Genomic DNA, 19,815 nt, shown 5'->3' on the forward strand with positions numbered 1-19,815 from the left:
AGAATCCCTGACATCCTGTCCGTCGAGCAGACGGGGCAACTATTTGCCGCAACCAAAACCTTGAGCTACAAGGTCTTCTTTTTTACCTGCTACAGCATGGGCCTGCGCCTTGGCGAAGGCATTCGACTCACAGTCGGCGACATCGACGCAGGCAACATGCGGGTCCATATTCGTGATGCCAAGGGTAACAAGGACCGGCTGGTGCCGCTGCCAGACAAGACCTTGCGGGTGCTGCGGGAGTTCTGGGCCATGCACAAGCATCCCCGGTTCCTCTTCCCCAGCAGGAAAAGAGGTCTGAAAAATGCCCACCTGGTTGATTTGCCCCTGGACAGGGGCGGCATTCAAACCACCATGCAGACCGTTGTCCGGCAACTCGGCATAAAAAAAAATCTCATGCCACTCCCTGCGTCACAGCTATGCCACCCACATGCTGGAGGCCGGGGTTGATCTGCTTGAGCTGCAGCAGATCCTTGGCCATGTCAGCATCCTGACCACCGCCAGATACACCCACCTGACCTCCACCACGGCCAACAATGCGAGACTGGCCGTCAATTCCCTGGTCAACTCCCTGGACATCAGATGGGGAGGGCGTAAATAATGCTGCTCTCCACGATCATCAACAAGTTCAGGGACAGCTTCTTCCGCACCTACAACAAAAATCTCCTGTCAGGCCACATCAAGGCTCTGGAGTCCATGGCCCGATGCAGATACGAGCATGGACCGCACATGCTGGCCCGTTGTTCGGACCACCGGTGCGGCGAACGGATCTATATTCCCCATTCCTGCGGCCACAGAAACTGCCCCCATTGCCAGAACCATGAGAGCCGGCAGTGGCTGGAAAGCCAGCTTGACAAACGACTGCCGTGTCAATACTACCTGATCACCTTCACGCTGCCCGGGCAGATGCGGGATCTGGCGTGGAAACACCAGAAAACCGTTTACGCCCTGATGTTCAGGGCAGTACAGGACCTCCTGAAATCCTTCACCAATAACGACAAAAAACTCGGCGGATCAGCGGGATTCACCGCCATCCTCCACACCCATTCCAGAACCCTGGACTATCATCCGCACATCCACGTTGTCATGCCCGGAGCAAGCATCAACCCGCAAACCGGGCTGTGGAAGGAAAAATCCGGGAAATATCTCTTCAGCCACAAGGCCATGGCCAAGGTCTTTCGGGCGAAGCTGCTCCAGACCCTGGTCGAAAACAAGCTGCCGGTTCCCCATGATTGCCCCGATCAGTGGGTGGTTGACTGCAAGGACGCGGGCAACGGCGAGAAGGCCCTTATCTATCTTGGCCGTTATCTGTACCGGGGTGTTATCCGGGAAAAAGACATCCTGCACTGCCGGGACGGCATGGTCACCTTCCGGTATCGCCATGCCAAAAGCGGAGAAGACCGGACCCGAACCGTCAAGGGCGAGTACTTCCTCTACCTGCTTATGCTCCATGTGCTGCCCCGAGGGTTTCGACGGGCAAGGTCGTATGGTTTTCTCCATGCATGCAGCAAAAAGCTGCTCCGCTTCCTGCAGCTGGTGCTGCGGGTCGCGCCATGGCGCGCCCTTGTCCGCAACCTGAAGCAACGGCCGGCTATCATCTGCCCGGCCTGCGGGGCCGCCATGGTGATCGCCGCGACAATGATCGCCCGGCCACCGGCCATGGCCGCTCCGTTACGGCAATAGACGAGCCGGAGGCATCGGGTATGTAAACGAAAGCCGTGAACTTGCCGAGGACACAAGCCGGATTGCACCGGGACGGGACTCCTGCGCCCGAAAAACGCCGGAAATCAGCGTAAAGCAGCATGATACAGCACCAAAATCCTTTTCAAAGAACATTGCGGGGGCCACTCCCGTCTTCCTTCGCCTGATCCGATCCCTCCGGAACCCAAAAGCTCTTTTCTATATACGTCCACCGGGCTTGTCCAACCACCGGTTCAGATTGTGGCGCGCTACGCTTGCACAATCTAACCTTGTTCGTTACCCTGCGAACCGAGGAACTGCGTCAGGTCAATACCGCGCTCCAACAAAAAAACGATGCGCTGCAAGAGGCCATGACTGAAATAAAAACATTACGCAGCATTTTGCCCCTTTGTTCCTACTGCAAAAAAATCCGCGACGACAAAGGCTACTGGGAGCAGGTTGACGTTTACATCCACAAGCACTTTGACACGGACATCAGCCACAGCATCTGTCCGGAATGCGCCCAAAAACATTTCCCGGAGCTGAATATATCCCGATAAAGGCGCAACCCGCACCTTTTATCCCTTCTCGCTCCCCTGAATGCGCCTGATCAACGTCCAGGGAGGGCAGTCCAGCTCCTGATCCGGCGTCAGCACAACCCGGCTGCCCGGATTCGCCTGGGCAAGCGGCCTGCCTTCCGCGGTTTCCAATGAAAGGACCTGGAAGGGAACATTGTTCAGCCCCTCCTCCATGTATTCAAGGCTGTCGCCGGGCATAAGCCGGTGCCGCACCTCGATAAGCGGCCGGGCGCCGCTTTTCAGCACTATCCCCGCCGGCACATAGGTCTGGTCCACCACTGCGCCGCTGTAGCACATATCCTCCTCGCCGGGAGGATCGGCGAAAAAATTCTCCGTATACCCGCGACTGCCAAGTTTTGCCATTTCCTCCATGAACACCGGCGGCATGACGATATCCCGGAGGGGATCATCATTCAGGGCCGTCAGGACATAATCAAGCGCGGCCCGATAAATCCGGACAATGCCGCCCACGTAATAAATACCCTTCATCCGGCCCTCGATCTTGATCGAATCAACCCCGGCCCGCACCAGTTCCGGCAGCCGGTTCAAGAGACAGAGATCCTTGCTGTTGAAGATGTACATGCCCCGCGCATCCTCTTCCACCGGGAAGTACTGACCGGGCCTCTTTTCTTCCTGCAGGCGGTACCCGTAGCGGCAGGGATGGGCGCATTTGCCCTGATTGGCGTCCCGGCCGGTGAGATACAAACTCAGCATGCAGCGGCCTGAATAGGAGATGCAGAGGGCGCCGTGCACAAAGACCTCTATTTTGGCGGAAATTCCCTCCCTGATCCGCCGGATCTCTTCAAGGGACAGCTCCCGCGCCAGATTAAGCCGGGTCACCCCCTGTTCCTGCCAGAAAAGACCGCTTTCCACATTGGTGACATTGGCCTGGGTGGAGAGATGGACGGACATCTGCGGCACCACCCGGCGGGCAAGACGCAGCACACCCGGATCGGAAATGATCAGGCCGTCCGCGCCGAGCCGGGCAAGTTCTTGCAGATAGCCGGCCAGTTTCTCCAGATCCCGGTTGTGGGCAAAGATGTTGACGGTGACAAAGACGCGGACGCCCCGGCCATGGGCAAAGGCAATGCCCTCTTCCAGATCGGCCGGGGAAAAATTGGCGGCATGGGCCCGCAGGCTGAATTCCCGGCCGCCGAGATAAACGGCATCCGCCCCGTAACTGACGGCGGTTTTCAGTTTTTCAAGGCTGCCGGCCGGGGCCAGCAGTTCACAGGCAAAAGGTTTCTTCTTTTCCACGATATTCTCAACTTTGCTGTTGACTGAATTCCATCAAAACTGGTTGAATGTTTCTTTTTTGCACGGCGGCTCATAATGAATGAGCCGGAACACGAAAGTTTGCGCGAAGCAACTTCTTTCGTGACGGTTCCTAAATAAACCTTTTCTTCCGATGCTTCAACCGTGGATACGACGAAAAAAAAAATTGGCGTTGCCATGAGCGGCGGGGTGGACAGTACGGTCTGCGCGGCACGACTGCGGGAAAACCATACGGTTCACGGTTTTTTCATGGATATCGGGCTGCCGGACCGGGAAAAACAGATCGACAGGGTCGGCAGGGTGGCCGCGGGGCTGGATATCCCACTGGAAATCGTTGATCTCAGCCGCAGCTTTCAGCAGGAGGTCATCGACTACTTCCGCCGAAGCTACCATGCCGGAAAAACCCCGAATCCCTGCGTCATCTGCAATCCGCTGATCAAGTTCGGCAAGCTTCTGGAACGCGTCCGCCGTTGCGGCATGGACAAAATGGCCACCGGCCATTATGTTCGCCTCCAACGGGACGACAAGGGTTTTCATCTGCTCAAGGGGCGGGACACGAAAAAAGACCAGTCCTACTTTCTGTGCGGTCTCAATCGGGAACAGCTTTCTCACCTGCTTTTTCCGCTGGGAGATCTGACCAAGGAAGAGGTCTATCACCAGGCCCGTGGGCTCGGATTCAGCCAGTTTCAGGGATCAGGCACGGAAAGCCAGGATGTCTGTTTTTTGCAGAACCGCAGCGTGGCCGACTTCCTGAAAGAGGAGACAGATTGGGCCAAAGGTGATATTGTCACGGCAAACGGCGACAAGGTCGGGGATCATGACGGTTTTTTTCAGTACACCATCGGCCAGCGCCGGGGCTTGGGCATCTGCGACAGTACGCCCTCCTATGTCGTTGCGCTTGATGCGGGAAAAAACCGGGTCATTGTCGGCAAGGCAGAGGGGCTGTGGCGCCGGGAATTTCTTGTCAGCCGCATGAACTGGATTTGCGGCTCACCGCCGCCGCTGCCGCTACGAACCATGGTCAGGATACGCTCCCGCCATCATGAAACCCGGGCCGAGGTGATCCGCGCGGGCGAATTTTACAAAGTTATTTTTGACCAGCCGCAACGGGCCATCACCCCGGGCCAGTTTGCCGTCCTCTATCAGGGGGACGAAATGATCGGCGGCGGGGAGATTGCAAGGTAAAAGATGACGGGATCAAAAAAACTGAAAGTTGCCATCACCACCCTCGGCTGCAAGGTAAACCAGTTTGAATCGGCCGCCTTTCTCTCTCAATTGGAAGAACGGGGAGCGGAAACGGTTCCCTTTTCCCAACCGGCCGATGTCTACATCATCAACACCTGCGCCGTTACCGCCAAGGCTGCGGCCCAATCCCGCCGGATGATCAGAAGGGCGTTGAAGACCAGCAGCGGGGCCCGGGTTGTGGTTACCGGCTGCTATTCCCAGGTTGCCTCGTCCAAGGTTCTGGAGCTTGCCGACTGGTCGGTCTGCATTGTCGGCAACGGCTTCAAGCACCGGCTGGTGGACATCGCCCTTTCGGAAAAACAGTGCGACCTGGAAATGCACATGGGCGACATCGGCAACCGCAAAACCATCTGCCCGTTGACGGTAACCCGCTTTCCCGGCCGCACCAGGGCCTATCTCAAACTGCAGGACGGCTGCAACAACTTCTGCTCCTACTGCATCGTGCCCTATGCCAGGGGCCGCAGCCGCAGCCTGGCGCCGGAAGCGGCCCTGGAGCAGATCGGCATATTCGCGGCCCAGCAGTATAAGGAAATTGTCCTGACCGGCATTCATGTCGGCATGTACGGCATGGACCTTTCCCCCCGCACCGGCCTGGTCGATTTTATTGACCGGGCAACCTCGCTTTATCGGGACATTCGCTTCCGCCTCAGTTCCCTTGAACCGGGTGAAGCCTCTGATGAGCTGCTTGCCCTGATGGCGGCACGGCCAAACTTCATGCCCCACTTTCACATCCCCCTGCAAAGCGGTGACGACAGAATTTTGCGGGAGATGAACCGGCGCTACACCGCAGACGATTTTGCCGGTCTGATTGAGCGCATCCACGCCAAAATCCCCCATGCCGCCATCGGCGCGGACGTGCTGGTCGGTTTTCCCGGGGAAACGGAAAGCGCCTTTGCCAATACCCATGCCCTGCTGGAAGGGCTGCCGGTCACCTATCTCCATGTCTTTCCCTATTCCAGGCGGAGCGGCACGCTGGCCGCCGGCATGCGCAACCAGATCTCGGGCCCGGAAAAGGAAGAACGGGTGGCCGTGCTGCGCAATCTCGATCAGGTAAAAAAAACGACATTTTACCGCCGACACCTGGGCACGTCCCACCGGGTGCTGGCGGAAAACAAAAAAAATCGCTTCAAACTCATGCGGGGCTTCACGGAAAATTATATCCCGGTTCTCTTTCCGGCTCAGGACAATGACGGCAACACCATTATCGATGTGCGTCTGGAGCGGCTGGAAGAGGGGATCGTTTTTGGACGGCAGATATGATTGGAGAAATTATCGCCATCGGCAATGAATTGACCTCGGGCCGCATCCTCAACTCAACCAGCTATTTTGCCGCCAGCCATCTCTATGGCGCGGGCCACGAAATCACCGCCATGGCAACCATCGGCGACGAACCGCAGATGATCGGCAAGGCACTGCGGGAAAGCATCGAGCGGGCCGATTTTGTCGTGGTCACCGGCGGGCTTGGCCCCACCAATGACGACATGACCAATCAGGCGGTGGCTGAGGCGCTGGACCGGCCGACCATCCTTTACCCGGAAATCTTTGAAAAAATCAAACAATCCGAATCGTTCAAGGAAATGCCGTCCCTGGAAAAGCTGGCCTGGTTGCCTTCCGGCGCGGAAATCCTCAAGCCTGGGGATAAAATCGCCGGCTATATGCTCATTTACCGTGACAAGCCGATTTTTTTCCTGCCCGGAGTCCCCCATCAGATGCGGGAACTGATGCTGGACCGGGTCATTCCCCGCCTTGCCGCCTGGGGAGGAACAAATATTTCCATGGTCAAACAGAAGGTGTTCAAGGTCTTCGGTTTGCCCGAACCGCTGGTTCAGGAAAAGCTGGCTGCTTTCGAAAAAAGCAATCAGAAACTGCGCATCGGCTATTATCCCAATGCCGCCGAGGTTCACGTCAGCCTGACGGTGCGGGGAAAAACTCCCGAGGAAACCGCCGACCGTTTCCGGCTGGGCGAATCCTCCATCCGGGAAATTCTGGGCTGCTGCATCTATGATGATGAAAACAATTCACTGGAAACCATCGTCGGCCGGATCCTCAAGGACAAGGGCCTGACCCTGGCCCTGGCGGAATCGTGCACCGGCGGCCTGATGGCCCATCACCTCACCCTCATTGCCGGCAGCTCCGACTATTTCCTGGGCGGGGTTGTTGCCTACGCCAACGCCTTCAAAGAACAGCTGCTCGGCGTCAACAAGGAAACGCTGGACAACTTCGGCGCGGTCAGCCGGGAAACGGCCACGGAAATGGCGTTGGGGGCAAAAAAAATAAGCGGCGCCGACATCGGACTCTCCATAACCGGCATTGCCGGCCCGGGCGGCGGCAGCCTTGAGAAACCGGTGGGCACCGTCTGTTTTGCCATAGCCGGCAACGAAAAAACCATTTCCCTGCGCTACCGTTTTTCCGGCAACCGGACCATGATTCAAACAAAAGCCGCCATGACCGGCCTCGATCTTTTACGCCGTCATCTTCGCGGGCTTGACTTTCTTGATAACGGCTGGTAGTGATGACTGTTTCACACTTTGCTCCAGGCAACCACAGAGCGATTGAACACGAAACCGAAGGCGGGGGAGCATGGATTTCCCCCTTTTCAGCAACAGCAGAGCAGGAGCTAACAACATGGCCATCTCTGAGGGCAAAAGCAAAACACTTGATTCAGCGATACTCCAGATACAGAAACAGTTCGGCAAGGGGTCGATCATGCGCCTCGGCTCGGATGAAACCGAGGCCGTTCCCGTTATCCCCACCGGCACCTTAAGCCTTGACATCGCAACCGGTGTCGGCGGCTTCCCCAGAGGAAGGATTACGGAAATATTCGGGCCCGAGTCCTCCGGTAAAACGACCCTGGCCCTGCATGTTATTGCCGAGGCACAAAAGGCGGGCGGCACCGCGGCCTTTATCGACGCCGAACACGCCCTGGATGTTCACTACGCGGACCGCCTCGGCGTCAATACCGACGATCTGCTGGTTTCCCAGCCCGACTTCGGCGAACAGGCCCTGGAAATTGCCGAGATTCTTGTCCGCAGCGCGGCAGTTGACGTCATTGTCATCGACTCGGTAGCCGCCCTGGTGCCCAAGGCGGAGATCGACGGCAATATCGGCGATTCCCATATGGGGCTGCAGGCCAGACTGATGTCCCAGGCCATGCGCAAACTGACCGGCATTCTGAAAAAAACCAACACCTCCCTCATCTTCATCAATCAGATCCGCATGAAAATCGGGGTGATGTTCGGTAACCCGGAAACCACCACCGGCGGCACGGCCCTCAAGTTCTATGCATCCATGCGTTTTGATATCCGCAAGCTGACACCGATCAAGGACGGGCAGGAGGTTATCGGTAACCGCACCAAGGTAAAAATCGTAAAAAACAAGGTCGCGCCGCCCTTCAAGACGGCGGAATTCGACATCATCTACGGTGAGGGCATCTCCAAGGCCGGCGACCTGCTTGACCTGGCAGTGGAACAAAACATCGTCGACAAAAGCGGCGCCTGGTATTCCTACGGCAACGAGCGCATCGGCCAGGGACGCGAAAACGCCAAGGATTTCATCAAAGAACGCCCGGAATTGATGGCGGAAATCGACCGCAAGGTCAGAATGGGATTTGGCCTGCCCCTGCCTGGCGAAGAGCTGAAGGTGGCGCCGGCAGCTGAAAATCCGGCGCCGGAAAGTGACGCCGGATGATCTCACCTGTCGCTGCGGCAAACACGAAAAATTGACCATTGAACCCGCAGTGCCGACCGGCGGGGAATAAAATCCGCCGTGATCTCCGTCTGCTCCGTAATGAAAAACAGACACTATTACGAACTTATCACCATTTCACCAACTGCGAAATTTTGAAAACCATGACTGGAAACGATATTCGGAAAAAATTTCTGTCCTACTTTGCCGACAAAGGCCACACCATTGTTGAAAGCTCCGCGCTGGTGCCCCATGATGACCCCACACTGCTGTTTACCAACGCGGGCATGGTGCAGTTCAAGCGCATTTTCACCGGCGAGGAAAAACGGGACTACATTCGCGCCGCAACCTGCCAGCGTTGCGTCCGCGCCGGCGGCAAACACAACGACCTGGACAATGTCGGATATACCGCCCGGCACCACACCTTTTTTGAAATGCTGGGCAATTTCTCCTTTGGCGACTACTTCAAGGAAGATGCCATCCGTTACGGCTGGGACTTCCTTACCAAGGAGCTTGGCCTGCCGCCGGAAAAGTTGTGGGTTTCCGTTTTTGAGGACGACGATGAGGCTTACGCCTTGTGGGAGAAAATTGACGATCTGCCCCAAGGCCGCATCATACGGCTCGGCGCCAAGGATAATTTCTGGGCCATGGGCGACACCGGCCCCTGCGGCCCCTGTTCGGAAATACACATCGACCAGGGTTCCGAGGTTGGCTGCGGCCGGCCGGACTGTGCGGTCGGCTGCGACTGTGACCGTTTTCTCGAACTGTGGAACCTGGTTTTCATGCAGTTTGAACGCAGCGCGGACGGTACCATGACCCCGCTGCCCAAACCCAGCATCGATACCGGCATGGGCCTTGAGCGGATTGCCGCGGTCATCCAGGGTGTTCACAGCAACTATGACTCCGACCTCTTCACCGGCATTATCCAGGAGATTGCCCGGGTAGCGGGAACAGCCTACGGCCGTGACAGCCGCACCGACACGGCCCTGCGGGTTATTGCCGATCACAGCCGCACCATGTCGTTTCTGGTGGCGGACGGTGTTCTGCCCTCCAACGAAGGTCGCGGCTATGTGCTGCGACGCATCATGCGCCGCGCCATCCGCTTCGGCCGCACCCTCGGCCTGACCCGGCCTTTTTTAAGCGCAATCACGAAAAAGGTGGCGCAGGAAATGGGCCATGCCTATCCCCATCTGCATGATGCAGCCGGGCTGCTTGTCCAGGTTGTCACCAACGAAGAAGAACGTTTTCTGGAAACGCTCGATAACGGGCTGGAGATGCTGGCCAAAGAGATGCATGGTTTGAAAAAGGCGGGCCGGAAGATGATCTCCGGTGATTTTATTTTTAAATTGTATGATACCTTCGGCTTCCCGGTGGATATCGTCCGTGACGTCGCCATTGAGGAAGGTTACGGCATTGATGAAGAAGGGTACAACCGTGCCATGGAAAACCAGCGGCAGCAGTCGAAAAAATCGTGGAAGGGCTGCGGCCTTGCCGAGATCGGGCCGGGCATCAAGTCCCTCATCGCATCAGGGGTTAAAACCTCCTTTGTCGGCTATGACAAAAAAATCCACCGCTCGGAACTCATCGCCATCATCAACGAAAAAGGCGAGTCCGTGCCGCAGGCCGGCCTCGGAGACCAGGTGCTGCTTGTCAGCCGGGAAACCCCTTTTTACGCGGAATCAGGCGGCCAGATCGGCGACCACGGCACAATAACCACCCGCGGCGGTTCGGCCGGAATCATTGACACCATCAAGGCCGGTGAAGGAATTATCCTGCACAAAGGAAAAATCAGGGCCGGTTGTCTGCAATGCGGCGAGGAAGCGGAACTTGTCGTTACCGACCTGCGGCGTCAGGCAATCGCCTGCAACCATACGGCAACCCACCTGCTGCACGCCGCCCTGAAACAGGTGCTGGGCGACCATGTCAAACAATCCGGTTCGCTGGTGGATGAGGAACGACTGCGCTTTGACTTCACCCATTTTTCCCCCATTTCGCCCGATGAATTGAAAAAAATAGAGAATATCGTCAATCAGGCGATCCGGGCAAACAGCGATCTCTCCGTTGAAAACCTGAGCAGGGAAGAGGCACTGCAGTCGGGCGCCACCGCTCTTTTCGGCGAAAAATACGGCGACACGGTGCGGGTGGTGTCCATCGACACCTTCAGCAAGGAGCTGTGCGGCGGCACCCATGTCGGAGCAACCGGTGAAATAGGGCTGCTGAAAATCATTGCGGAAAGCGGCATTGCCGCCGGGATCAGACGTATTGAGGCGGTGACCGGAGCCAAGGCCCTGCAGATCTTTCAGCAGGATGTGGAAAAACTCGCCTCCGTCGCCGGCCTGTTGCGCTGCACCGCCGATGAAGCAACCGGCAGAATTGAAAAAATGATGACCCGGATCAAGGAACTGGAAAAAGAGGTGGGCCAGCTCAATGCCCGGCTGTCTCTTTCCAGTCTCGATACCCTGCTTGCCGGCGGGCAGACGGTTGCCGGGATCAAGGTGGTTGCGGCCCGGATCCCGCTCGATTCCGCCAAAACCATGCGCGAAGTGGGTGACACGGTGCGCGACAAGCTGGGCAGCGGGGTGGCGGTGCTGGGCGGGGTTTTAAACGATAAGGTGTCGCTGCTGGCCGTTGTCACCAAGGATCTGACCGGCAGGATACAGGCGGGAAATATTATCAAGGAAGTTGCCGGCAAGGTGGGAGGCGGAGGCGGAGGACGCCCGGATATGGCTCAGGCCGGGGGGACAATGCCCGACAAGCTGCCTGAGGCCCTTGAATCGGTCTATGACATTGTCAAATCACTCTTGTCATAAAAATCGACATTCATAATTTCCATACCGGGCAAAGACACTTTGTATCACCAAAAATAAATTCCAGGTATGATAATTAGGTAAATGTACAGAATTTTAGACGAAATATTCAAAAAAACGATGGTTAAAAAAAGTTGACAGCCCAAAAAGAATGTAGTAGACAGACCAGTGTTTTACTGAAGGACTATTCATTTTTTACAAAATTTCTATAAAGAAACTCACAAGAGGGGGCGCAAATGATTACAGTTGACATCACCATGCCGATCCACATTTTGAACATTCTTGTTCTGATAGTGGTGCTAAACGCAGTACTTTACCGCCCTGTGAGGAAAATACTTGCAGAGCGAAAGGTAAAGATTGCAAACCTGAACAGCGATATCGATGAATTTCACAAGAATGCCGCCTTGCGGGCTGAACAATTCGACCAGAAGCTGAATGATGCGCGCCGCAAAGCCAAACAGGAATTCGATACGGCACGAAACGAGGCCCAGGCCGTCGGAACAGAGACTCTGCAGAAAATCCGCGAGGCATCGGACAAGGCCAAAACGGATCAGCTTCGCACCGTAGCCGCTGATGTTCAGGCCGCTGAACAGGCATTAAAGGGACAGATTGGCGGTTTTGCAACAGAAATGGCAGGAAAGATACTCGGGAGGGCCCTGTAAGATGAAAAAGGAGATAAAGTGGTCAAAGATTGCCCTTGCGGCATTGGCGATTACGACTGTTGTCGGCACAGCGGGGATCATATACGCATCAGGCGGTGATCCGCATGCAGCGGATGCTCACGGGGGCGGCATGTCACGCAGCCTGTCACCGGAAAAATTGAAAGACCTGATGTGGCGCGTCATGAACTTTGCCGCCCTGATGGTCATTTTGATCAAATTCTTGAAAAAACCGCTGGTTGACGCCCTCAAGGGCCGCCGGCAAAACATTGCCGCGGAATTTGAAGACCTGGAAACACGCCGTGCCGAGGCAGAGCGCCGCTACAAAGAATATGAGGCCAAGCTTGCCGGCATAGACGCGGAATTGAAAGATATGGTTGAAAAGGCCATTGCCGCGGGCCAGACGGAAAAAACACGTATCATCGAAGAGGCCAATAAGGCTGCGGAAAACATCAAGCGTCAGGCTGAAATGGCGGTTCAAACGGAAATAACCGAGGCGCGCCGCCGTCTGAAAAATGAAATCGCCGAACAGGCAGCCGTCATGGCTGAAGAGATTATCAAGAAAAATCTCCAGGACTCTGACCAGGACAAACTGGTTGAAGATTATCTGACCAAGGTGGGAGGTCTGAAATAATGAAAAACGACATTCTGGCCAAACGATATGCCAAGGCCTTGTTTGCAGTGGGCAAAGAGGAAAATGCCCTGGATGAGTATGAAAAAACATTGCAGGCTTTTGCCGAGTTGTACGTGACCACCCCTGCGGTACGCGACGGCCTGACAAATATCATGTACCCAGCGGATGTGCGCGCCAAGGTCATGGCGGAAATAGTCAAATCGGCGAACGTAACCCCGATCATGTCGAATTTCCTTAATCTGCTGGCGCATAAAAACCGGGTCAATGTGCTGCCCGAAATTGCCGCAACCTTTCAGGCCATGGTCGACACCGATCGGAATTTCTGTCAGGGGCTTGTCATAACGGCAAAGGCGTTACAGCCCGCGCTGCAGGAAAAAACAAAAGCAACTTTGGAAAAGATAACAGGCAAGCAGGTTGTTTTGAAAACCAAGATCGATCCTTCCATCATCGGCGGTATGATTGCAAAGGTCGGGGATCTTATCTTGGACGGCAGTATCAAAACGCAGCTTGAGGGTTTAAAAGAGTCCATCAAAGGGAGTGAATAAGCAATGCAAATTAAAGCTGAAGAAATCAGTCAGATTATCAAGGGACAGATCAAAGACTACGAAACAAAAGTTGATCTGAGTGAAACCGGAACCGTCATTTCAGTTGGTGACGGTATTGCCAGGGTTCATGGAGTTGAAAACTGCATGGCAATGGAGCTCCTGGAATTCCCCAACGGGATCCTCGGACTCGCCCTCAACCTGGAGGCGGACAACGTCGGTTGCGCCATCTTCGGAGATGTAAAATACATCAAGGAAGGCGATATCGTTAAACGTACCGGCAAGATCGCCGAGGTTCCCGTCGGTCCGGAAATGGAAGGCAGGGTTGTCGACGGCGTCGGTAATCCCATTGACGGCCAAGGCCCGATCAATGCCAAGCTCTCCTCGAAAATGGAGGTTCTTGCCCCCGGTGTTATCGCCAGAAAGGGTGTGCATGAGCCCTGTTACACGGGCAGCAAAGCGGTAGACGCCATGACTCCGGTTGGCCGCGGCCAGCGCGAGCTCATCATCGGCGACCGTCAGATCGGTAAAACCGCTCTCTGCGTTGACGCCATCATTGCCCAGAAAGAAACCGATATGCATTGCATTTATGTCGCCATCGGCCAGAAAAAATCCACGGTGGCGCTGGTTGTTGAGGCGCTTCGCAAACACGGTGCCATGGAATACACCACCGTAGTCGCCGCCTGTGCTTCCGACCCTGCGCCCATGCAGTATATCGCGGCTTTTGCCGGTTGCGCCATGGGTGAATATTATCGTGACAACGGCCAGCACGCCCTGATCATCTATGATGACCTTTCCAAGCAGGCCGTCTCCTACCGCGAGCTGTCGCTTCTGCTTCGCCGTCCGCCGGGACGTGAGGCCTTCCCCGGCGACATTTTCTTCAACCACTCTCGTCTGCTTGAGCGTGCATCAAAAGTAAATGACAAACTGGGCGCCGGTTCACTGACCGCTCTGCCGATCATTGAAACGCAGGCCGGTGACGTTTCCGCCTTTATTCCGACCAACGTTATTTCTATTACCGATGGTCAGGTTTATCTTGAGCCGAACCTTTTCTTCTCCGGTGTTCGTCCGGCTATCAACGTCGGTCTTTCCGTATCACGTGTTGGTGGCGCGGCACAGGTAAAAGCCATGAAACAGGTTGCCGGTACCCTTCGTCTGGATCTTGCTCAGTACCGCGAGCTGGCAGCTTTTGCCGGATTCGGCTCGGATCTTGACGCGGCAACCCAGGCCCAGTTGACCCGCGGCGCGCGTCTGGTCGAGATCCTTAAACAACCCCAGTATCAGCCCCTGCCCATGGAAAAACAGGTTTCCATTATTTTTGCCGGCACCAAGGGCTACCTTGACACCCTGCCGCTCAATACACTGGCGGATTACGAAGCTGATCTGTATTCCTATATTGCAGCGAATGCCCCTGACGTCTTTGACACCCTCAAGGAAAAAAAGGCCATCGATAAGGATCTTGAAGCAAAAATGCACAGCACCATCAAGGCCTTTACCGAAACATTCAAGGCATCCAAAGGAATCCAATAAACCAGGAGTAGCGAGTCATGCCGAGTCTAAAAGATGTCAAAAACCAGATATCTGGTGTAAAGAAGACATCACAGATCACCAAGGCCATGAACATGGTCTCTGCGGCCAAATTGCGCGGCGCCCAGATGAAGATGGAAAATTTCCGTCCTTATGCCGGCAAGTTCAATGAAGCTCTTGGCAGCATCAGTGGCAACATGAAATCAAGCGAGTTCCCGCTGATGAGGGTCCGTGACGTCAAATCCGCTGAAATTGTTGTTGTCACCTCCGATCGTGGTCTGTGCGGTAGTTTTAACAGCAATATCATCCGAATGGCCGAAAAGCTGATGCAGAAATATGAAGCCGAGGGCAAAAAGGTCAGTATCGTCTGTGTCGGAAAAAAAGGTCAGCAATACTTCAAAAAAACAGGAAAGGTTCGCAAGGTCTACCGGGACATCATGGGCAATTTTCAGATGTTCAACGCCCGGGAAATAGCCCAGGACATCGCCGCCAACTTCATATCCGGTGAAACGGATGAAGTGAAGGTTGTTTACGGCAGCTTCATCAGTGTCGGCCGCCAGGCTCCCGTTACCCTGAATTTTTTACCGGTGAAGCCGGTTGCGGCCGCTGAAGGTGAAAAAAAAGGTCAGACCGGCGCCTATATTGCGGAACCAAGCCCGGAAGAGATCATGGACGTTCTCCTTCCGCTTTATATGAATGTCATGGTATACAATGCCATGCTGGAAGTCGGGGCGAGCGAACATGCCGCCCGTATGAGCGCGATGGATAATGCGACGAAAGCGTGTCGAGACATCATCGACAACCTGACCAGGATCTACAACAAGGCACGTCAGTCAGCCATTACCGGCGAACTGATGGATATCGTCGGCGGTGCAGAGGCACTTAAAGGTTAATAGAATGAAAAGTTCAGAGTTTAAGAGCTCAGCCTCTTGAACAGAGAATTTTAAAGCTGCTAGGAGGCAAATAGCGATATGAGTAATCAAAATGTAGGAAGAGTTGTCCAGGTAATCGGGCCGTGTGTTGACGTTGAGTTTGAGCAGGGTCAACTTCCCCGGATCATGAATGCTTTGTTTGTTTCCAATCCGGGTATCAGCGATGTGCCGGACAATCTGGTTATTGAAGTTGCCCAGCATCTCGGCGACAATGTCTGCCGCTGTATCGCCATGGATCAGACCGACGGTCTTGTCCGCGGCATGGAAGCCAGGGACACCGGATCACCCATCGAGATTCCGGTCGGAGCGCCTTCTCTCGGCCGCATCATGAATGTTGTCGGTCGCCCGGTTGACGGTTTGGGACCGATTAATTCAGACAAAAAAGCGCCCATTCATAAACCCGCCCCCTTGTTTACCGAGCAGGACACGGAAGTTCATGTTCTTGAAACCGGTATCAAGGTTATCGATCTTCTTGTTCCCTTCCCACGCGGCGGGAAAATGGGATTGTTCGGCGGAGCCGGTTGCGGCAAGACCGTTATCATGATGGAGATGGTTAACAACATCGCCATGCACCACGGTGGTATTTCCGTTTTCTGCGGCGTCGGCGAGCGGACCCGTGAAGGAAACGACCTGTATCATGAGATGAAGGAGTCAGGCGTACTGCCGAAAGCAGCTCTGGTTTACGGGCAGATGACAGAGCCTCCCGGAGCACGTTCCCGGGTTGCCCTCACCGGTCTCTCCGCTGCCGAGTATTTCCGTGACGAGGAAGGTCAGGATGTTCTCTTCTTTGTTGACAACATCTTCCGTTTTACCCAGGCCGGTGCCGAGGTTTCCGCCCTTCTCGGCCGTATTCCTTCCGCTGTTGGTTACCAGCCCACCCTGGCCACCGACCTTGGTGCCCTGCAGGAACGTATTACCTCAACCACCAAGGGGTCCATTACCGCTGTTCAGTGCGTCTACGTACCGGCGGACGACTTGACCGACCCCGCTCCCGCCACCACATTCGCCCATCTTGACGGTACCGTAGTTCTTTCCCGTCAGATCGCCGAGCTGGGAATTTATCCGGCGGTTGACCCGCTTGACTCGACTTCACGTATTCTTGACCCGCATGTTCTCGGCGAAGACCACTACCTGGTAGCCCAGAAGGTTCAGCAGTCTTTGCAGAAATACAAAGACCTGCAGGACATCATCGCGATTCTCGGTATGGATGAGCTTTCCGAGGAAGACCAGCAGCTGGTCGGCCGGGCAAGGAAAATTCAGAGATTCCTTTCCCAGCCCTTTACCGTTGCTGAAACATTCACCGGTATGGCCGGTAAATACGTAAAGGTTGATGACACCGTCCGCGGCTTCAAGGAAATCCTTGAAGGCAAGCACGATGATCTTCCTGAAACCGCGTTTTACATGGTGGGTACCATTGAAGAGGCAGTTGAAAAAGCTGCAAAAGCAAAAGCTGCGTAATCATCACTGAAGGTAACGACCAATGGCTGAAACTATACATTTAGAAGTTGTCACCCCATCAGGTCCCGTGGTCAGCGAGGATGTCGACATCGTCAGCGCTCCCGGGTACGGTGGTGATTTTGGCGTGCTGGCAAACCATGCGCCTTTTCTCAGCACCATTAAAATAGGGGGACTTGTCTATAAGAAAGACGGCAAGGAAAACTATCTGATGGTGAGCGGTGGTTTCTGTGAGGTATCAAACAATAAAATCACTTTTCTTGTGGAATCTGCCGAATCCGGTCATCTCATCGATGTTGACCGGGCGCTTCGTGCCAAGGAACGCGCTGAAAAGCGTCTTGCCGACGCCAAGGGGCAGCAGGAGAAGATCAATCTCACCAGGGCGCAAGCAGCACTGCATCGCGCCTTGGCCAGACTGAAGGTAGCTGAAAAGTCACCTAAATAAGTAGAATCCGCAAACCAAAAAAAGGCCGCCCGTCTGAGACGCGCGGCCTTTTTTTTTCTTCTATTCCTCGCCCGCCAATACTGCCGCGCTCGGAATCAGCCATTGCCTTTTTTTGATCCCAGATTTGCCTCTATAACGAATTCGCCATGTTCCGTGCTGAAGGGGATGACAATTGTCGGCGCATCGGAATAATACGAAATTTCGACATTTTTGCCAACCACCATGGTCGGGGTGGCTAGATCGAATTTATAGTCGATTTTGGCCAATTGCGCCTTGGCACCGCCGCAGATCATGTTCGTCAGCTCACCGACCGCATCGACGATTTCATCATCAACCTTGGCCTTGGGAGATTCCATCAGCATGTTGGCAACCACATGCAGGATACAACTCTCGGAAAAGCTGAGAATCATGCAGCCGACGATGTCATCGGAAACCATGCCTATTATGCCGGTCACCTCGCCATAGGTCAATGCATTGTCCTTGAGGCTCGGTTTCTTGGCCTTCACCTGGGTTTGGCACATGGTCTCAAGAACATTTTTGGTGGCATTCAAAAAAGGATTGATAAATTCTGCTTTCATAGACTTCCTTTGCGGTTTCCTGGTAAAAAATGACGGTTACGAGCTGCTGATCTCTGCAAATTATAGCATAACCCGAAACAGAATCAACTTTGTATTTGCCCCGGTCATTATACGGTCGTAAAAGATCAGCTCTCCTTCGATTTTTTTGGCGTGAAAAGATCGCGCAAACATATTAAATAGGACTTGTAAATTTTCAACCTTAACAGGTAATTATACCTAGCATTGATGCTATGGAATACGACGACCCAAGAAGGAGATTTCCGTGAAACCGAAAGAACGTCTTGCCATTGAAAGGCAAAAAGCCGCAGAACTCGATGTTGCCGGCCGCATCAAAAACTTTGCCGAGGTGACCGCGGGCTTTGATGAAGAAACAGCCGTTCGCGAAGCGAACCGATGCCTGCAGTGCAAAAAACCAACCTGCCGCGAGGGTTGCCCCATCGGCAACAATATCCCCTTGTTTATCGAGCAGCTTCGTACGAAACAATTTGAAGAAGGCTATTGGACAATCCGCGAAACCAGCTCTTTACCCGCAGTTTGTTCCCGGGTTTGCCCCCATGAATTCCAGTGCGAAGGATCCTGCGTCAGGGGAAAAAAGGGCGAACCGGTTGCCATCGGCATGCTGGAGCGTTTTCTTGTCGACTGGATGGTGAAAAACAACAAAAATATCGCAACACCCTGCGCCCTGCCGAAAAACAAAAAAGTGGCCATCGTCGGCTCCGGTCCCGCCGGCATGACCGCAGCCTATTACCTGGCACATGAAGGGTACCACTGCACCATATTCGAAAGCCTGCCGGTGTTCGGCGGCATGCTTTCCGTCGGCATTCCGCCCTACAGGCTGCCCCGCGACATCATCAATGCCGAGTTCGATTCCCTCAAAAACTGCGGGGTTACCGTGCGGAACAATGTCGTTATCGGCAAGGATATCACCCTGCGGCAGCTGAAGGATGAAAAAGGGTTTGATGCGGTTTTTATCGGTGTTGGCGCCCACGTCAGCCGCAAACTCGGACTTGAAGGGGAGGATCTGCAGGGTGTTTCCCATGGTGTCGATTACCTTCGCCGGGTTTGTCTCGGAGAAAAGATCACCCTCGGCAAAAAAGTGGTGGTTGTCGGCGGCGGGAATGTGGCCATCGATGTAGCCCGGACCGCTCTGCGTACCGGTTCCGATGATGTTTTCATCCTTTACCGCAGAACCAAGAAGGAGATGCCGGCTTCCATGGCGGAAATCCACCATCTTGAGGAAGAGGGCGTCCATGTCGAGTACCTGGCTGCGCCGATCAAGCTGCATGGAGAAAACGGCCGCCTGAAAAAAGTTGAATGTCACCGGATGCAGCTTGGCGAATGCGATACCTCGGGCCGCTGCCGACCGGTTGTCATCGAGGGATCCAACTTTTTCATCGAGGCGGACGCGATCATTGCCGCCATCAGCCAGAATGTCGGCCACGAGGCAGACAGCGGCATGGATCTCGAATTGACGCGATGGGGAACCTACGTTGTTGATCCCGCAACCCTGCAGACTTCCGTGCCCTGGATTTTCTCCGGCGGCGATTCCGTGCTCGGTCCCCAGACCGCAGCCAAGGCTGTTTATCAAGGAAAGGTTGCAGCGGAATCGATTAAACGGTATCTAGAGGGAAGTGACTTGAAAGCGGGACGAAATGTCCGCGATTTATCGTAAATTATTCAACGGTGCATTCAGACCAAGACTGCATAGCCGGGCGAACAGCACCCTCCTCGTCGGAGGAGGGCGCCGCGACGCACAGCGCATGCGGGTAAGGTACCG

General features: G+C 54.8%; 18 protein-coding genes and 1 pseudogene. 17 read left to right on the forward strand and 2 right to left on the reverse strand.

All coding sequences use genetic code 11. The features are described 5' to 3' along the window. From BM485_16235 to BM485_16250, 4 genes and pseudogenes are all read left to right on the forward strand, one after another. A pseudogene (locus BM485_16235) lies at positions 1–491 on the forward strand (hypothetical protein). Next, positions 404–598 carry a hypothetical protein gene (locus BM485_16240; GenBank protein ID OKY73827.1) on the forward strand — a complete coding sequence of 65 codons (195 nt, stop codon included), beginning with the start codon at positions 404–406 and terminating at the stop codon, positions 596–598. Before BM485_16235 ends, BM485_16240 begins: the two are co-directional and overlap by 88 nt. Beyond that, positions 598–1,680 carry an IS91 family transposase gene (locus BM485_16245; protein ID OKY73828.1) on the forward strand — a complete coding sequence of 361 codons (1,083 nt, stop codon included), beginning with the start codon at positions 598–600 and terminating at the stop codon, positions 1,678–1,680. Before BM485_16240 ends, BM485_16245 begins: the two co-directional genes overlap by 1 nt. Before the next feature lie 287 nt (positions 1,681–1,967). Beyond that, a complete protein-coding gene (locus tag BM485_16250) occupies positions 1,968–2,237 on the forward strand; it encodes a hypothetical protein (GenBank protein ID OKY73829.1) in 270 nt (89 codons plus the stop codon). Positions 2,238–2,255: 18 nt separating this feature from the next. On the opposite strand, the gene BM485_16255 is transcribed toward BM485_16250, so the two are convergent. Continuing rightward, positions 2,256–3,512, reverse strand: a complete 1,257-nt coding sequence (locus BM485_16255) for a peptidase U32 (protein ID OKY73830.1) — start codon at positions 3,510–3,512, stop codon at positions 2,256–2,258. A 195-nt stretch (positions 3,513–3,707) separates the two neighbouring features. Between BM485_16255 and BM485_16260 the strand changes: the two genes are divergently transcribed. The 12 genes from BM485_16260 (at position 3,708) to BM485_16315 (ending at position 17,460) form a co-directional block, all read left to right on the forward strand. Beyond that, positions 3,708–4,715: a tRNA 2-thiouridine(34) synthase MnmA gene (locus BM485_16260; protein OKY73932.1), complete on the forward strand. Its 1,008-nt coding sequence runs from the start codon at positions 3,708–3,710 to the stop codon at positions 4,713–4,715. A gap of 3 nt (positions 4,716–4,718) precedes the next feature. Beyond that, positions 4,719–6,035 carry a tRNA (N(6)-L-threonylcarbamoyladenosine(37)-C(2))-methylthiotransferase MtaB gene (locus tag BM485_16265; protein OKY73831.1) on the forward strand — a complete coding sequence of 439 codons (1,317 nt, stop codon included), beginning with the start codon at positions 4,719–4,721 and terminating at the stop codon, positions 6,033–6,035. Beyond that, the gene (locus BM485_16270) at positions 6,032–7,285 is read left to right on the forward strand and encodes a hypothetical protein (GenBank protein ID OKY73832.1); all 1,254 of its coding nucleotides are present in this window, start codon (positions 6,032–6,034) and stop codon (positions 7,283–7,285) included. Before BM485_16265 ends, BM485_16270 begins: the two co-directional genes overlap by 4 nt. Before the next feature lie 121 nt (positions 7,286–7,406). Further along, the gene (locus tag BM485_16275) at positions 7,407–8,462 is read left to right on the forward strand and encodes a recombinase RecA (GenBank protein ID OKY73933.1); all 1,056 of its coding nucleotides are present in this window, start codon (positions 7,407–7,409) and stop codon (positions 8,460–8,462) included. Between the two features lie 161 nt (positions 8,463–8,623). Further along, positions 8,624–11,269 carry an alanine--tRNA ligase gene (locus BM485_16280; protein OKY73934.1) on the forward strand — a complete coding sequence of 882 codons (2,646 nt, stop codon included), beginning with the start codon at positions 8,624–8,626 and terminating at the stop codon, positions 11,267–11,269. Between the two features lie 233 nt (positions 11,270–11,502). Continuing rightward, positions 11,503–11,928, forward strand: a complete 426-nt coding sequence (locus BM485_16285) for a hypothetical protein (GenBank protein OKY73833.1) — start codon at positions 11,503–11,505, stop codon at positions 11,926–11,928. A 1-nt stretch (position 11,929) separates the two neighbouring features. Beyond that, on the forward strand, positions 11,930–12,559 hold the full coding sequence (locus BM485_16290; GenBank protein ID OKY73834.1) for an ATP synthase F0 subunit B: 630 nt from the start codon (positions 11,930–11,932) through the stop codon (positions 12,557–12,559). Then, on the forward strand, positions 12,559–13,104 hold the full coding sequence (locus BM485_16295; protein OKY73835.1) for an ATP synthase F1 subunit delta: 546 nt from the start codon (positions 12,559–12,561) through the stop codon (positions 13,102–13,104). The genes BM485_16290 and BM485_16295 overlap by 1 nt, the downstream gene beginning before the upstream one ends. A gap of 3 nt (positions 13,105–13,107) precedes the next feature. Further along, positions 13,108–14,631, forward strand: coding sequence for a F0F1 ATP synthase subunit alpha (locus tag BM485_16300; GenBank protein OKY73836.1), 1,524 nt, complete (start codon positions 13,108–13,110; stop codon positions 14,629–14,631). Between the two features lie 17 nt (positions 14,632–14,648). After that, positions 14,649–15,521, forward strand: a complete 873-nt coding sequence (locus BM485_16305; protein ID OKY73837.1) for an ATP synthase F1 subunit gamma — start codon at positions 14,649–14,651, stop codon at positions 15,519–15,521. A 78-nt stretch (positions 15,522–15,599) separates the two neighbouring features. Beyond that, on the forward strand, positions 15,600–17,018 hold the full coding sequence (locus BM485_16310) for a F0F1 ATP synthase subunit beta (protein ID OKY73838.1): 1,419 nt from the start codon (positions 15,600–15,602) through the stop codon (positions 17,016–17,018). Positions 17,019–17,040: 22 nt separating this feature from the next. Continuing rightward, complete coding sequence (locus tag BM485_16315) at positions 17,041–17,460, forward strand: ATP synthase F1 subunit epsilon (GenBank protein ID OKY73839.1); 420 nt, start codon at positions 17,041–17,043, stop codon at positions 17,458–17,460. A 95-nt stretch (positions 17,461–17,555) separates the two neighbouring features. Here the strand turns inward: BM485_16315 and BM485_16320 are convergent, their stop codons facing one another. Continuing rightward, complete coding sequence (locus BM485_16320) at positions 17,556–18,038, reverse strand: chemotaxis protein CheX (GenBank protein OKY73840.1); 483 nt, start codon at positions 18,036–18,038, stop codon at positions 17,556–17,558. Positions 18,039–18,324: 286 nt separating this feature from the next. Here BM485_16320 and BM485_16325 point away from each other — a divergent pair, with 286 nt between their 5' ends. After that, positions 18,325–19,710 carry a pyridine nucleotide-disulfide oxidoreductase gene (locus BM485_16325; GenBank protein ID OKY73935.1) on the forward strand — a complete coding sequence of 462 codons (1,386 nt, stop codon included), beginning with the start codon at positions 18,325–18,327 and terminating at the stop codon, positions 19,708–19,710. Positions 19,711–19,815: the final 105 nt, after the last annotated feature.

This window comes from Desulfobulbaceae bacterium DB1, from assembly GCA_001914235.1.
Lineage (GTDB): Bacteria > Desulfobacterota > Desulfobulbia > Desulfobulbales > SURF-16 > DB1.

Excerpts from the sequence above, each read along its gene's own strand:
- BM485_16245 (OKY73828.1), top strand. The coding sequence starts at position 598 with ATGCTGCTCTCCACGATCATCAACAAGTTCAGGGACAGCTTCTTCCGC.
- BM485_16260 (OKY73932.1), top strand. The coding sequence starts at position 3,708 with ATGAGCGGCGGGGTGGACAGTACGGTCTGCGCGGCACGACTGCGGGAA.
- BM485_16265 (OKY73831.1), top strand. The coding sequence starts at position 4,719 with ATGACGGGATCAAAAAAACTGAAAGTTGCCATCACCACCCTCGGCTGC.
- BM485_16270 (OKY73832.1), top strand. The coding sequence starts at position 6,032 with ATGATTGGAGAAATTATCGCCATCGGCAATGAATTGACCTCGGGCCGC.
- BM485_16280 (OKY73934.1), top strand. The coding sequence starts at position 8,624 with ATGACTGGAAACGATATTCGGAAAAAATTTCTGTCCTACTTTGCCGAC.
- BM485_16285 (OKY73833.1), top strand. The coding sequence starts at position 11,503 with ATGATTACAGTTGACATCACCATGCCGATCCACATTTTGAACATTCTT.
- BM485_16290 (OKY73834.1), top strand. The coding sequence starts at position 11,930 with ATGAAAAAGGAGATAAAGTGGTCAAAGATTGCCCTTGCGGCATTGGCG.
- BM485_16295 (OKY73835.1), top strand. The coding sequence starts at position 12,559 with ATGAAAAACGACATTCTGGCCAAACGATATGCCAAGGCCTTGTTTGCA.
- BM485_16300 (OKY73836.1), top strand. The coding sequence starts at position 13,108 with ATGCAAATTAAAGCTGAAGAAATCAGTCAGATTATCAAGGGACAGATC.
- BM485_16305 (OKY73837.1), top strand. The coding sequence starts at position 14,649 with ATGCCGAGTCTAAAAGATGTCAAAAACCAGATATCTGGTGTAAAGAAG.
- BM485_16310 (OKY73838.1), top strand. The coding sequence starts at position 15,600 with ATGAGTAATCAAAATGTAGGAAGAGTTGTCCAGGTAATCGGGCCGTGT.
- BM485_16315 (OKY73839.1), top strand. The coding sequence starts at position 17,041 with ATGGCTGAAACTATACATTTAGAAGTTGTCACCCCATCAGGTCCCGTG.
- BM485_16320 (OKY73840.1), bottom strand. The coding sequence starts at position 18,038 with ATGAAAGCAGAATTTATCAATCCTTTTTTGAATGCCACCAAAAATGTT.